Origin of the sequence: Bacillus sp. UNC438CL73TsuS30 (genome assembly GCF_000482325.1) — a bacterium.
Lineage (GTDB): Bacteria > Bacillota > Bacilli > Bacillales > Cytobacillaceae > Neobacillus.
Genome location: NZ_AXVA01000036.1, coordinates 1 through 13,304, shown reverse-complemented (window position 1 = coordinate 13,304; position 13,304 = coordinate 1). Strand labels below are relative to the sequence as shown.

At 39.4% G+C, this 13,304-nt stretch carries 13 protein-coding genes; 10 read left to right on the top strand and 3 right to left on the bottom strand.

Going from position 1 to position 13,304, the window contains the following annotated elements; genetic code table 11:
* The first annotated feature begins 16 nt into the window (after positions 1–16).
* From M028_RS0112650 to M028_RS0112640, 3 genes are read left to right on the top strand one after another with little or no spacing between them, the layout of a single operon-like run.
* On the top strand, positions 17–1,201 hold the full coding sequence (locus tag M028_RS0112650; protein WP_026574217.1) for a M20 family metallopeptidase: 1,185 nt from the start codon (positions 17–19) through the stop codon (positions 1,199–1,201).
* A gap of 28 nt (positions 1,202–1,229) precedes the next feature.
* Complete coding sequence (locus M028_RS0112645) at positions 1,230–1,430, top strand: DUF3311 domain-containing protein (RefSeq protein ID WP_026574216.1); 201 nt, start codon at positions 1,230–1,232, stop codon at positions 1,428–1,430.
* Complete coding sequence (locus M028_RS0112640; protein ID WP_026574215.1) at positions 1,427–2,911, top strand: sodium:solute symporter family protein; 1,485 nt, start codon at positions 1,427–1,429, stop codon at positions 2,909–2,911. The genes M028_RS0112645 and M028_RS0112640 overlap by 4 nt, the downstream gene beginning before the upstream one ends.
* Positions 2,912–4,791: 1,880 nt before the next feature.
* Here the strand turns inward: M028_RS0112640 and M028_RS0112620 are convergent.
* On the bottom strand, positions 4,792–5,004 hold the full coding sequence (locus tag M028_RS0112620) for a hypothetical protein (protein ID WP_026574213.1): 213 nt from the start codon (positions 5,002–5,004) through the stop codon (positions 4,792–4,794).
* A gap of 281 nt (positions 5,005–5,285) precedes the next feature.
* On the opposite strand from M028_RS0112620, the gene M028_RS0112615 reads away from it, so the two are divergent.
* The 7 genes from M028_RS0112615 (at position 5,286) to hutG (ending at position 12,201) form a co-directional block, all read left to right on the top strand.
* On the top strand, positions 5,286–7,289 hold the full coding sequence (locus M028_RS0112615) for a transporter substrate-binding domain-containing protein (protein WP_026574212.1): 2,004 nt from the start codon (positions 5,286–5,288) through the stop codon (positions 7,287–7,289).
* Positions 7,282–8,475: a sigma-54-dependent transcriptional regulator gene (locus M028_RS29900; protein WP_231510810.1), complete on the top strand. Its 1,194-nt coding sequence runs from the start codon at positions 7,282–7,284 to the stop codon at positions 8,473–8,475. Before M028_RS0112615 ends, M028_RS29900 begins: the two co-directional genes overlap by 8 nt.
* The gene (locus M028_RS33575) at positions 8,436–8,636 is read left to right on the top strand and encodes a helix-turn-helix domain-containing protein (protein ID WP_231510809.1); all 201 of its coding nucleotides are present in this window, start codon (positions 8,436–8,438) and stop codon (positions 8,634–8,636) included. Before M028_RS29900 ends, M028_RS33575 begins: the two co-directional genes overlap by 40 nt.
* Before the next feature lie 147 nt (positions 8,637–8,783).
* Positions 8,784–9,593, top strand: a complete 810-nt coding sequence (locus tag M028_RS0112605; RefSeq protein ID WP_026574211.1) for a transporter substrate-binding domain-containing protein — start codon at positions 8,784–8,786, stop codon at positions 9,591–9,593.
* Between the two features lie 50 nt (positions 9,594–9,643).
* The gene (locus tag M028_RS0112600) at positions 9,644–10,312 is read left to right on the top strand and encodes an amino acid ABC transporter permease (protein WP_026574210.1); all 669 of its coding nucleotides are present in this window, start codon (positions 9,644–9,646) and stop codon (positions 10,310–10,312) included.
* Complete coding sequence (locus M028_RS0112595; protein WP_026574209.1) at positions 10,309–11,067, top strand: amino acid ABC transporter ATP-binding protein; 759 nt, start codon at positions 10,309–10,311, stop codon at positions 11,065–11,067. The genes M028_RS0112600 and M028_RS0112595 overlap by 4 nt, the downstream gene beginning before the upstream one ends.
* 84 nt (positions 11,068–11,151) lie before the next feature.
* The gene (gene hutG / locus M028_RS0112590; protein WP_051591022.1) at positions 11,152–12,201 is read left to right on the top strand and encodes a formimidoylglutamase; all 1,050 of its coding nucleotides are present in this window, start codon (positions 11,152–11,154) and stop codon (positions 12,199–12,201) included.
* Between the two features lie 185 nt (positions 12,202–12,386).
* Here hutG and M028_RS0112585 read toward each other — a convergent pair whose 3' ends face one another.
* On the bottom strand, positions 12,387–12,620 hold the full coding sequence (locus M028_RS0112585) for a hypothetical protein (protein ID WP_026574207.1): 234 nt from the start codon (positions 12,618–12,620) through the stop codon (positions 12,387–12,389).
* A 15-nt stretch (positions 12,621–12,635) separates the two neighbouring features.
* Complete coding sequence (locus tag M028_RS32805; protein WP_155925592.1) at positions 12,636–12,782, bottom strand: hypothetical protein; 147 nt, start codon at positions 12,780–12,782, stop codon at positions 12,636–12,638.
* Positions 12,783–13,304: the final 522 nt, after the last annotated feature.

Here is a 13,304-nt window from a genome sequence, read left to right as displayed (position 1 = left end):
AAGGAGGGAGTTATCCATGACTACTGAAGTAGTTCATCATGTCGAGCGTTTAGTCAATGAGGTAAAGGCTGAGGTAGTAAAGTGGCGCCGCCATTTACACGAAAATCCGGAGGTTTCCTTCCAGGAAGACAACACGTCCAATTTTGTCTATGAAACGCTCATTTCTTTTGGAAACCTGGAAGTTTCCCGGCCAACCAAAACAAGTGTCATGGCCCGTTTAATTGGTGAACAGCCAGGGAAGGTTTTAGCGATTCGTGCCGATATGGACGCTTTGCCAATCCAAGAGGAGAACACCTTTGAATTTGTCTCCAAGAAGCCCGGCGTCATGCATGCTTGCGGCCATGACGGACATACCGCGATCCTGCTCGGTACAGCAAAGATTCTTTCTTCGTTAAAAGCACAGATTAAAGGGGAAGTGCGTTTTCTGTTCCAGCATGCCGAAGAAACGCTGCCTGGCGGGGCTGAAGCAATGGTCCAAGCTGGTGTCATGGACGGGGTTGATTTAGTTATCGGAGAGCATCTATGGTCGCCGATCGAACTTGGCAAAATCGGCATTGGCTATGGACCTGTTATGGCATCCATGGATACCTTCTACCTTACCATCCAAGGAAAAGGCGGACATGCTGCGATGCCGCATCAAACGATTGACAGCATCACCATTGGAACTCAGGTAGTCACCAATTTGCAGCAAATTGTTGCAAGAAATATTGACCCGATCGACCCGGTTGTCCTTTCCGTTACCAAATTTATCGGCGGGACCACTCATAATGTCATCCCGGACACCGTTGAAATTGTCGGGACAACTCGTACGCTCAATCCAGAGGTCCGCGAAGGCCTTCCTAAACGAATGGAAGAAATCATTAAAGGGATTACAATGGCGCATCAAGCGACCTATACATTTAAATATGATTTTGGCTATCGTCCGGTTGTGAATGATCAGGCTGTGACAAGTGTAATGGAAGAGCTTGCCCGTAAAGTGGTAGGGGATGAAAATGTTGTTCCATTTAGACCGACAATGGGAGGAGAAGATTTTTCTGCTTACCAGCAAAAAGCTCCAGGCACCTTCTTCTACGTTGGGGCAGGGAATGCTGCAAAGGGTATTACCTATCCACATCATCATCCAAAATTTACGGTTGACGAAGATTCCTTTGAAATTGCGTTAAAAATGTTTGTCGAGGCTGTATGTAAGTTTAATTTGTAAGAATTATACTCGCTTAGGAGGCCAAAAAATGAAACTCCAGCATTTGCTTAGTTTATTGCCCTTTATAGGTATTCTTGTTTTGATGCCCTTTGTCAATACAGTCAAGCCATATGTACTCGGCCTGCCATTTGTCTTCTTCTGGATGGTCATGTGGGTAGTGCTTACATCGATTATTTTGTGGGTTGTTTATCGAATTGATCCGATCAACAAGGAGAGTGAAGCCGAATGAATATTGCACTCGTCGTTATTTTTGCCTTTCTGTTGCTTGCCGTTTTCCTAGGAGTCAGGGCAAAAAAAGGCCATGACATGAACCTGGAGCAATGGACGGTTGGAGGCCGTGGCTTCGGGGCCATGTTTGTGTTCCTGTTAATGGCCGGAGAAATCTATACCACGTTTACGTTCCTTGGAGGCAGTTCATGGGCCTATGGCAAGGGCGGACCTGCCCTTTATATTTTAGCTTATATGACGCTTGCTTATGTTATTTCATACTACCTATTGCCGGCTATTTGGAAGTATGGAAAAGAAAAGAAGCTTTTATCACAGCCTGACTTCTTTGCCAGCAAATATAAGAGCCCAGCCTTGGGTGTGGTAGTAGCCCTTGTTGGTGTTCTAGCCATGGTTCCTTATATTATCCTTCAATTTAAGGGATTGGGGATCATTGTATCATTGGCTTCCTATGGCAGTATTTCCAATACGGCGGCCGTCTGGATTGGGGCCATCGCGCTTACATTCTATGTAATGGTATCGGGGATTCACGGTTCGGCTTGGACAGCTGTATTAAAGGATACTATGATTCTCGTGATTGTCGTTATTATAGGAATCTATTTGCCATACCATTATTATGGCGGAATCCAGCCAATGTTTGAGTCCATTGATAAGGTACATCCGAATTTTGCGACGATTCCAGCCCAAGGAAACAGTATGTCGTGGTATATTTCTACCGTTATCTTGACATCCCTTGGCTTTTATATGTGGCCGCAATACTTTGCCTCTTCTTTTTCGGCAAAAAGTGCAAAGGTATTCCGTAAAAATGCTATGATTAGTCCGCTTTATGCTCTACTAGTCCTGTTTGTCTTTTTCGTTGGCTTTGCTGCCATTCAGCAAGTTCCTGGCTTGCAGGGATCAGATCAGGACCTTTCTTTATTAAAGCTTTCGATAATGTCCTTTAATCCGTTTATTGTTGGCCTGATTGGGGCCGCAGGTTTATTAACAGCACTTGTCCCAGGATCCATGCTATTGATGGCGGCTGCCACTTCGTTAGCCAATAACGTGTACAAACCTTTTGCAAAAAATGCTACTGACAAAAGAATTATCAAGTTGGCAAAAATTTTAGTTCCTGTTATTGCTTTGATCTCCGTCTATTTCACCTTAAACGGCGGAAATACGATTGTATTGCTGCTGTTAATGGGGTATAGCTTTGTAACCCAGTTATTCCCGTCCATGATCTGCAGTTTATTGAAGAAAAATTTTGTTACCAAGCAGGGGGCCATAGCCGGAATTATTGTCGGTGAAGTGACCGTCTTATATGTCACCATTACAAGTGCAACGGTTGGGACGCTGTTCCCGTCACTGCCTCAGCTGATTAAAGACCTTAATGTAGGGATTATCGCGATGGTGCTAAACATCTTTGTCATGGTGATTGGCAGCCTTGTTACAAAAAACTCCAGCCTTCGACTGGTAAAACAGAATGCTTCTAAGGTCACTCTCTGAATCTTTAGTTCTTTCGGAAAAACATTCTAGAAAACAAGAAAACCACCCGCCGTCATAAGCAAAAGGGTGGTTAACCAAAAATATAAAACAGACAGCTACCACCCTGAAGGTAATAGTTGCATGGAGAAGTGTTGGCGCACTTCTCTTTTTTATTATACATTTCTTTTAATAAAAAATTTCACCTGCTATAACACCCAAAATAATAAGAATGTCTAATGTAACAAGTATCCTCATCCATAATTTCATAGAGTGTCCTCCAATCTTTCATGTTTTATATAAGGAATTTTCTATCTAATAAAACAAATACCACATTAATAAATATACGCGTAACCTTTAGTAAGATGAAAAGGAATTGAATATATAACGAAATTAAAGGCTATCCAATATTTTCATCTTTTTCTTCCCTTCCTAAAACCTAAGTAAAACACACCCAAACTATAGGCTGCAAATCCAAAAATAGCCATCATAACTTTCTTATGCGATTTCCATAGTAAGGCCATATTGGAAAGAAGAGTTCCTTTGGTATGTAGATAATAGAGATAGACGATTAGCAGGGATAGGAAAATAAGAAAGATAACCTTGCGTAATCGATAAAAACTAACATTTTCGAGATGAGCGGTTTTCTGTTTCTTCTTTTTTGAGGGAGATTTTTTTATTGCCTTTGTTTCAGTCATAGAATGCTCCTTTCGATTAGTAGATAGAAAGAATATTTTTAGTATATTCGAGGTTCGTATTGAAACGAAATTGTTTTTTTTAAGCATACATGATTATTCGTATTCTCACCTAAAAAATACCATGGGGGACGGTTCCCGAGGCTTTTTTGGACCAGGAGAACCGTCCCCGTGGTTATCCCCGATCAAATAAATAGACGGAAAAATTTCGCTTAATTAGTAATTAGCATTTAAAATAGCTTAAATAGAGGTAAAGATTTCGCCTATTGACTCGAAAATCATGGAAATGGGGCATTTTGCTCTGCATAATCGGAAAACCTTCCCTTATTTACCCCGAAACGGGCTCCATTCTGCATCTAACGGAAAAATCTCCGCTTATATAACTTTCGCGGGTTACTTAATTTAGGACAAGAATTATTTTTTAAAAGGAAGTATGTTGAAAACCATCGCGGGACGGGTTTTTGAATATTTAAGTGCTTTGATTTTACCATTCACCAAGTTCTGTCCAAACTTCCGACAATCTTCTTGCATCTTTCCATTAAGAAACCTTTATATTAGAAGAGTTTGCTCAGTTTCTAATCAAACGTTTGTGTAGAAGCCCATTTTGTCGAAACGGGTACAATTATGCGAGATAAAGTCATTGTTTGACCGTTTGGGAGAAAAATCGGGAAAAGCTAAACGATATTATCGACAAAATATTTCCTCGGAAACAGGACCATGTTCGTTTTCCAAAAGGCTTTGTCCTGGTTTTAATTAAACGTTTGATTGGAAAAATAAGCGTCGGTAGCTGTCGATTCGTAAAGAAAGGTGTTGGCTTTAACCATTTGGTTGGCTAATCCACATTTCATATATTTCCGCATAATAAAGCTCTTCAAATTTCTTTTGCAAAATGCCGTGGAAGTAGGCGATCGGTTTTTTAATTTTTTGATTAGACTTCAGTTTGCGAATAGATAAATAGACGGAAAAATTTCGCTTAATTAGTAAATAAAATGAAAAATAGCCTAAATAGACGGAGGAATTTCGCCTATTGACTAAAAAAATGCGAAAATGGGGGATTTTGCTTTGCATAATCGAAAAATCTTCCCTTATTTATCCCGAAACGAGCTCTATTCTGCATTTAACCGAAAAATCTCCGTTTATTTTACTTTCTCCGGTAAGTACCACAGGGAAGGTTCTCATGATCCAAAAAAGCCACAAGAACCGTCTGTGTTAAAGTGCTTTTATCTTATTCGCAATGATATCTGTTGCTTTTTTGGGATTTAAGCGGTATAAAAAGCCCATAATTTTTGCATCATTTCCAGTTAATACCCGGTATTTTTTATTTTCCATCCCTTTAATAATGATTGCAGCTGCTTCCTTCGGGCTAAGCATCTTATAGGAATGGCTTTCAACTCCTTCTAAATGGAAAATGAACCTATTCATCCAATGTGAATGAAGTGTATGAAATTCTTCTTATTTTGATTTAGTGGTAGAAATTTTGAACCGTTATGGGAATGGACCAAGGATAGTAGATTCCTAATGTACAAACTGTTACTAAAAATCCAAGGATTGACCAACCTATATAGTGACTAAACCCATATACCCATTACGCATTCAAATATTATAAGAGGGAAACGGATCTGAAGGAGAAAGGGACGTCTGGAATCATGGCATGAAAATTGCATTAATTCATCTAAGAAGCAATTAGTGAAGGAGAAGTATAGATGCGAAGCCCCATTATTTTTCGAATTTGTGTAACGATATCCGTGTTGTTATTGTCCTTTGTTCTTTTTCCTTTTACTGCTTATCAAAAGAGTAATAAGGTCATTCGGATTGCGGGGGACAACAATTTTCCTCCATTTGAATACCTAAGTGGTTCTGGTGTATACACCGGTTTTAACGTAGATGTCATGAATGCCATATCCATTCAAACAGGAATCAAGATCGAGTATTATCCCATGCCGTGGAATCAAGCGTTACAAGCACTTAAATCTGGTAAGGTAGATGCAATCCAGGGGATGAAAGACTACCCTTCACGCAGAAAAACATATGCCTTTTCGAATGATTACTTTATAAGTTCCCAAGCTATTTTTGTTTTAAAAAATAATATGTACATTCGGCAGATGGAGGATCTACAAGGGAAGAAAGTCGCGGTGCAAAAAAGCGATGTTTCCAATGACTTATTGAATAAAGTGAACAATGTGCATGTAATTAAAACGGATAATCAACAGGCCGCTGTTCAACTACTATTAGAGGGAAAGGCAGATGCATTTGTTGGGAATCGTATTACTGGCCAGTATGTTTTGCAAAAAAGCGGAAAGCAGTCGCAAATTAAAATCGTTGGTAATGAAATAAATCCAACGAACTATAGCATTGCAGTTTTACCAGAAAATAAAGCATTATTAACGAAATTCAATAAAGGGCTCTCGCAAATAAAAAAGGATGGAACGTATGAAAAAATAGTAAAAAAGTGGTTTGGTGAATACATCATGCCCTCCGCTCCCCGGCTGCAAAAGGTAATCAAATATTTAGAGGTCGGCCTTTTCGTTACAATGATTATCATAACAGCTGTACTTTGGTGGAATCGCATATTAAAGAGGAAAGTGGCAAGTCGGACGAGCCAGATTGAAAGGATAAACAAGAAGCTGGAAGAAAAGATGATCCTTCTTCAAGAGAATAATAACTTTCAACAGCAGTTATTAAACAGTACCTTAAGCTCATTTGTAACGTTGGATAACAGGGCACATATCTCAATGATCAATCGGAAAGCGATTGATTATTTGAAGCTGAATGAAGATATTGTGGGATTGCCTTTCAACCAGACCATTTTGGATGACTTTATTTCGAAGGAAGAAATCCAGAATGTCTTAAAGAAAAAGGAGATTGTATTGCAGAAGGAAGTAACATGGGAGCCTGTTGATTCTTTAAAAAGAATCCTAACCTACAGTATTTACCCCATTGTGTCCTCAACTGGGAATAGTAAAGGAGCTGTATTAAATTTTCAGGATATTACGAAACAAAAGGAGTTTGAAAAAAAGGTTGCGCAAGAAGACCGCTTGCGTTCACTGGGGCAGCTTATGATGGGGATTGCCCATGAAATTCGTAATCCACTGACGTCCATCCTTACCTATACGCAACTGCTGCCGAAGAAGTACGAGAATCTTGAATTCCGCAGCTTTTTTTCTCAGCATGTGACAAGTGAAATTACCCGCTTAAATTCATTGATTAATGACTTGTTGGATTATTCGCGTCCGAAGAAATCGGAGCCGGTTCTCTTTTTTCTATACCCGATGATTCAATCGACTTTACAGTTATTCAAACAAAAAATAAAAGAAAAAAATTTAGGGATTGTTTTTGAAATGGATGAGGAGCTTCAGGGTTATGCTGATGCCCAGCAAATGAAGCAGGTTCTCGTGAATATTATTTTAAATGCAATTGAAGCATTGAAGGAAAAGGGGAACTTAACCATTCGCGGGTATTATCAAGGAGAGTTTGCTGTTATCGAAATTGAAGATAATGGAATTGGAATGTCAGATGAAGTGGCAGCCAACATATTCGATCCCTTTTACAGTAAAAAAGTGAATGGGGTAGGATTGGGTTTATTCGTTTCCTATCAGCTGCTAGAAGAAAACCAATGCAGTATAAAGGTAGACAGTACCAAGGGGAAAGGCACTGTAATGACCGTATATTTGCCATGTCCAAGGAAGGGGCGAGAAGAAAATGCATAATGTAATGATTATTGATGATGAAGCTACTATTTGCCAATCACTTACTTTTGCTTTAGAAGATCAGTACCATGTATATGCCTTTACCGATCCAAGGGAGGGACTCCCTCTTTTTGAAAGAATAGAAGTCACCATTGTTTTACTTGATTTAAAAATTGGTGAATATGACGGAATTGAAATTTTAGAAGAAATAAAGCGTGTTTCTCCTGCTACAGTTGTGATTCTGATGACTGCATTTGGAAGTATTCCTTCTTCTGTGGAAGCAATGCGCAAGGGAGCTTTTTCCTACGCTACAAAACCTCTTCACCTTGACGAATTGGAAGTATTGATGGAGAAGGCGGAGGAATTTTATAATTTACAATCCAAAGTAGAATTTTTAAGTAGTGAGCTTGATAAGATGGGAGAGTCAAATGGGTTAATTGGTGAAAGTTACGCAATCCGTGAAATTCTTTCCTTAATAAAAAAAGTAAAAGATATCGATTCGACCATTCTCATTACGGGGGAAAGCGGGACGGGAAAAGAAGTAGTTGCCAGGACCATCCATTATCAAAGTACACGGAGAAATAAAAAGTTCCAAGTGATTAATTGTGCCGCGATTCCAGGTCATCTTTTGGAATCTGAATTATTTGGATATGAGAAAGGTGCCTTTACGGGAGCTGTTCAGAAAAAGCAAGGTCTTTTTGTCCTTGCTGAAGGTGGAACTATTTTTTTAGATGAAATAGGAGAAATGGATCTCGGTTTACAAAGTAAGCTTCTGCGCGCCCTTCAGGAGCGGAAAGTAATGCCGGTAGGTGGAACACAGGAAATTGGCTTCAATGTTCGGATTATTTCAGCCACGAATCGTGATTTGGTAAAAGAAGTGAAGGAGAATCGTTTTCGCGAAGATCTCTATTATCGGCTCAATGTGATTCCGGTTAAACTTCCTCCTCTAAGGGAGCGAAGGGATGACATTCCTTTGTTGGTAGAATTCTTTATCAATCAAATTGGGGACAAAATCGGAAAACCAATTGATGGAATTTCACGTGAAGCCTTGCAAATTCTAGAGCAGTATTCGTTTCCAGGCAATATTCGAGAACTGCAGAATATCATGGAACGAGCCATTGCTTTAACCAGCTCTTCATTATTGAGAAAGTGGATCTTCCTGCAGAAATGCAACAGGAAAATCGTGTTTTTAGCGATAATACCTTGATCCCTGTCTATGTAGGTGAAATGTTGGATGAGATTGAAAAACGAGTGATTTTTCATAATTTGGCTGCGTTTAATGGAAATCGAAGAAAGACTGCCCAAGCGATTGGAATGGGAGAAAGAACATTACGAGAGAAATTAAAAAAATATCGGGAAGAAGAGTAGGCGAAAACGGCCGGTCGGCGGTTTTCGCCGCTTTTTTATTTTAAAAGAAAGCCTTCCTTTCCTAATGTTATAACTATTCTGAGTTGGCATAATATTTGCATATTAAATATATGTAAGCCATTCCATTAACTATACAGGAGGTTCCTTATGAAAAGAATGAAAAGAAGTTTAACTGCAATCGTAACACTGGTGCTCTGTCTGACCCTTGCATTGGTTGGATGCGGGAAGGCAGATCAAGCATCTAAACAAGGGCAAAACGGTGATGAAGTATTACAAAAGATTAAAGCAGAGAAAACGTTGGTTGTTGGAACAGATGCTACATTCCCGCCGCTTGAATTTAAAAACGATAAAAAAGAATTTGATGGATTTGATATTGATTTGATGCGTGCAATTGGAAAGGAATTAGGAGCGGAAAAAGTAGAATTTGTTGATACCGATTTTAAAGGCCTTATTCCTGGCCTAGAGGCAAAAAAGTTTGATGTGGTTGCTTCCGGAATGTATATAACTGACGAAAGAAAAAAGGCGATCAATTTCTCAGATTCTTATTATCCAGGGGGGCTTTCCCTTTTAATTAAAAAAGATAATCATTCCATTAATAGTATTGAAGATTTAAAAGGGAAAAAGGTCTCTGTCCAAGTTGGCACAAAATCTGTTCAGTTTCTCCAAGAAAATTACCCTGATATTCAACGAGTAGAGGTAGAGAAAAACGTTGAAATGTTTCTAGAACTTAAAAGTGGACGAGTAGATGCTGTTTTAACAGGCCTGCCGGCAGCCAAGGTATATGCAATGCAAGACAACTCTGTGAAGGTATTGGATAAGACATTAACAAATGAAGAGTATGGGTTTGGAACTCGTAAGGAGGACTCCTCTTTTACACAGGCAGTAAATAAAGCATTAAAGACATTAAAAGAGAATGGTGAATATCAAAAGATAAGTAAAAAGTGGTTTGGAGAATAATCAAAGAAAGAGGGGATTTCCCCTTTTTCTTTTAGAAAGGAGAAGATAATATGGATTTTAATGTTTTATTTGAAAATGGCAATTTTTCCTTTTTACTCAAAGGATTGAGTATTACTCTTACAATGACCTTTTTTGCCCTTATTTTAAGTTCCATTATCGGCTTGCTTATTGGGATTGGAGGGCTATCTAAAAATAAAACGATTTCTTTCCTTTGTTCCGCGTATTTGGCTTGGTTTAGGGGAACCCCTCTTCTCGTACAGCTGATGATCCTTTATTATGGCCTTTCCATTGGCTTAGGACTTGATTTAACCGCTACGGTTGCAGGTATTCTAGGTATGGGAATGTACAGCGGTGCCTATGTCTCGGAAATTGTACGCGGATCGATTCAATCGATTGAAAAAGGACAAATGGAAGCGGGGCGTTCACTCGGATTGAGCCATTGGCAGACGATGCGGAAAATCATTTTACCGCAAGCATTGCGAAGAATGCTTCCTCCATTAGCCAATGAATTTATTGCCTTAACCAAAAATTCCTCCTTACTGTCCGTTATTACTGTACCTGAATTGATGAGAGCGGGAAATACGCTTGTATCCAGTAACTTTAAGTATTTTGAAGTCTATATTGCGATTGCGGTTTTATATTTTGTGGTGAACTTCATGATTTCTAAAATCATTAGCTATTTCGAAAAGAGATTGCATGCAGGGGTGGCGCGTGTATGATTACAGTCAAAGAGATCAACAAACATTACGGGACACATCATGTTTTAAAAAATATCAGTTTAGAAATCAAAAAAGGCGAAGTTGTTGTGATTATCGGTCCGAGTGGTTCAGGAAAAAGCACGTTTCTGCGCTGCATCAACTATTTAGAGCAAATCCAAGATGGGGTTATTGAGGTTGAAGGGGAACCAATCGGACTTCTACAGCAAGGATCAAAAAAAGCAGAGATGGCTCAAAAAGAATTGAATGCAATGAGAGAAAAGGTGGGGATGGTATTTCAAAATTTTAACTTATTTCCTCATAAAAGCGTCCTAGAGAATGTGATTCTCGCCCCTTTGACTTTAGGTAGGATGAAAAGGAAAGAATCGATAGAAGTGGCGAAGGAGCTGCTAAAAAAGGTAGGACTAGCCGAAAAAGCAGAGGCCTATCCAGATAATCTTTCTGGTGGACAAAAACAAAGGGTAGCGATTGCACGAGCATTGGCCATGAAGCCGCATATTATGCTGTTTGATGAGCCAACTTCGGCACTGGATCCGGAACTCGTTGGGGAAGTGTTAGCAGTAATGAAGGAACTTGCAGCGGAAGGAATGACCATGATTATTGTCACCCATGAAATGGGATTCGCTAAAGAGGTGGCCGACCGTGTTGTGGTGATGGATGATGGGCGGATTATTGAGGACGGACCGCCTTCTATTATTTTTTCAACTCCACGAAGTGAAAGGACGAAGAGTTTTTTAAGTAAAGTACTAGCCCATTAAAAAACAAGTATCAGGCTATATCAAGAGTAGGCGGAAATTCTCAGCGGCAATTTTCGCCTATTTCTTTTTGGGGATTTTCCCTTAGTGGGAACGGCAAACATGGAGAGGACGGTAAGAAATATGTATTCGGTTACTGAAAAAGGTATTTGGTCGGGGCGTGTGGACAGCGAAACCGTTTCTGACCTGTTTCGATTACATCAAACTATTCATATTGAGGATTTATCTGTTTTTCATGAAGTGCAATCCACTCAGGCAGTGGGAATCATCGGCTTTAAATGTGATGAGGGGGTTAGAAGAAATAAAGGAAGGGTGGGCGCTTATCATGCACCGGATGAGGTTCGGAGAGCACTCTCTTCCATACCCGGCCATTTGGTATCGAGTGGGAAACTGTATGATTTCGGTAATGTCAGCTGTGATGATGGGAATTTGGAGCAAGCCCAAGCTGAACTGGGTGAATGTGTCAAAAAAATGATAGGTTTCAATATTTTTCCGATTATCATCGGCGGCGGACATGAAGTCGCATATGGGCACTTTTTAGGGTTAAAGCCATACTGGAAACAAGGCAGGCAAGTTGGGATTCTTAATTTTGATGCCCATTTTGATATGCGCCCCTATGATGAAACGACGAGTTCCGGAACCATGTTTAAGCAAATAGCAGATGAACTGGCAAACGAGAAACTTGCATTCCAATATATGTGTATCGGCATTCAGCGCTATGGAAATACAAAGCATTTATTTGATATGGCAAAACAATATGGATGTGAGTATATTCTAGAGGATGAGATGGCACAACTTGGTATGGAACGGGTCATGAAGCAAATCCATGCGTTTATCCAGAGGAATGATGCGGTGATGGTAACCTTATGCAGTGATGTCATTGGAGCTGGCTATGCCCCGGGTGTAAGCGCCCCACAACCCTTTGGAATGGAACCGAAAGTACTGAGGGCCTTATTAAAAGAAACGGTGAAGCATAAGAAAATAGTAAGTTTTGATATTGCCGAAATTAACCCAAAGCTTGATTTGGACAATCGAACGGTTAAACTGGCAGCTGCTTTTATTGTAGAAGTAATTGATAGTTTTTTGGAAAAGGAGAGTGAAGATGGGGACAGTTCTCACGGCCTTTTTTGTCCATGAAGCATTCCTTGTGGAATTTAGTGTAATTGATGAAGAGGATTGGGTCAGTGGGAGCAGACTCCCGCTAAGCTAAAGGTTAAGCGATAGAGTGAGAAATAAGCTTTATTACGCTAGTTCCTGAAAAGAAAAGAAGAGGGAAAGCAATAAAAATATTGATAAATATTTTCATTGCTTTCCTCGATAGCTTATTTTCTTCTTAAAACCTGCCAACCCCCAAAACTATGGTCTATTAAGGAAACGGACGCAATATCTTCTTGGCTATTCAAATAATTATCGAGTAAACCCGTCCAATGCTTGTCTAAAGAGCTTGAATCAACGCCGCTTCTAAATACAGAAATCTTAACGTTACCTTCTTGATTTGATTTGTATTTCAACCAATCTAAAACACTATTTAACTTATTCTTCTTGATTGATGCCATTCTTTCCTTTTGTTCTTATGCCTCTTGTTGTTGTTCTTGTTTAAATGCTGCTACTGCTTTTAAATGGTTTTTTTCTAATTTATTGTCATAGTGCCATTTACCATAAGTCAAAATGGCTGCTGATAACAAAAATAAAAAAACGACGATCAAATTCTTCAACAATAATCCCTCTCCTGCTTTTTTACTTATAACCGAAAATACACTTTATTCCTATATTACCAAGTTTTGATGGAATATCCTATACAAATTCTTGAGGGTCGTGGGGAAGGGAAGGAGCAGACCATGGGATTTGAACCATGTTATGAATCAATTAGAACAAGAGAAGCATCCCTGCAGCTTTACCAGTTTTATGATCGTGGAAATTCGGGGTCAGCGTATAATGGCAATTAAGTCAAGAGTAAATATTTTATAAAAAAGGCCAAACTTAAGTAGAACCCCAATATCCATTTTTTTGAAGATTCAACCATCACAGAACTATATAACAGGGCTCCTCTAGAACGTGAAAGGATCTCGTGTTTTCATCCTACAGTGATACCACCTAGCAAATATAAACTTTGAATTTCACGTATTATCCGTATTTGCAGGACAAGATCCATAACGCTGACCCACGAGGTCTAAAGCCTCAGACACCCAATACAATGTGATCTAACGCCCTAGAGGAGCCCCATTTTCATTAAAAATAAA

Excerpts from the sequence above, each read along its gene's own strand:
- M028_RS0112645 (WP_026574216.1), top strand. The coding sequence starts at position 1,230 with ATGAAACTCCAGCATTTGCTTAGTTTATTGCCCTTTATAGGTATTCTT.
- M028_RS0112600 (WP_026574210.1), top strand. The coding sequence starts at position 9,644 with ATGGATTTTAATGTTTTATTTGAAAATGGCAATTTTTCCTTTTTACTC.
- M028_RS33575 (WP_231510809.1), top strand. The coding sequence starts at position 8,436 with ATGCAACAGGAAAATCGTGTTTTTAGCGATAATACCTTGATCCCTGTC.
- M028_RS0112615 (WP_026574212.1), top strand. The coding sequence starts at position 5,286 with ATGCGAAGCCCCATTATTTTTCGAATTTGTGTAACGATATCCGTGTTG.
- M028_RS0112640 (WP_026574215.1), top strand. The coding sequence starts at position 1,427 with ATGAATATTGCACTCGTCGTTATTTTTGCCTTTCTGTTGCTTGCCGTT.
- M028_RS0112650 (WP_026574217.1), top strand. The coding sequence starts at position 17 with ATGACTACTGAAGTAGTTCATCATGTCGAGCGTTTAGTCAATGAGGTA.
- M028_RS0112620 (WP_026574213.1), bottom strand. The coding sequence starts at position 5,004 with ATGAATAGGTTCATTTTCCATTTAGAAGGAGTTGAAAGCCATTCCTAT.
- M028_RS29900 (WP_231510810.1), top strand. The coding sequence starts at position 7,282 with ATGCATAATGTAATGATTATTGATGATGAAGCTACTATTTGCCAATCA.
- M028_RS0112585 (WP_026574207.1), bottom strand. The coding sequence starts at position 12,620 with ATGGCATCAATCAAGAAGAATAAGTTAAATAGTGTTTTAGATTGGTTG.
- M028_RS0112595 (WP_026574209.1), top strand. The coding sequence starts at position 10,309 with ATGATTACAGTCAAAGAGATCAACAAACATTACGGGACACATCATGTT.
- M028_RS0112605 (WP_026574211.1), top strand. The coding sequence starts at position 8,784 with ATGAAAAGAATGAAAAGAAGTTTAACTGCAATCGTAACACTGGTGCTC.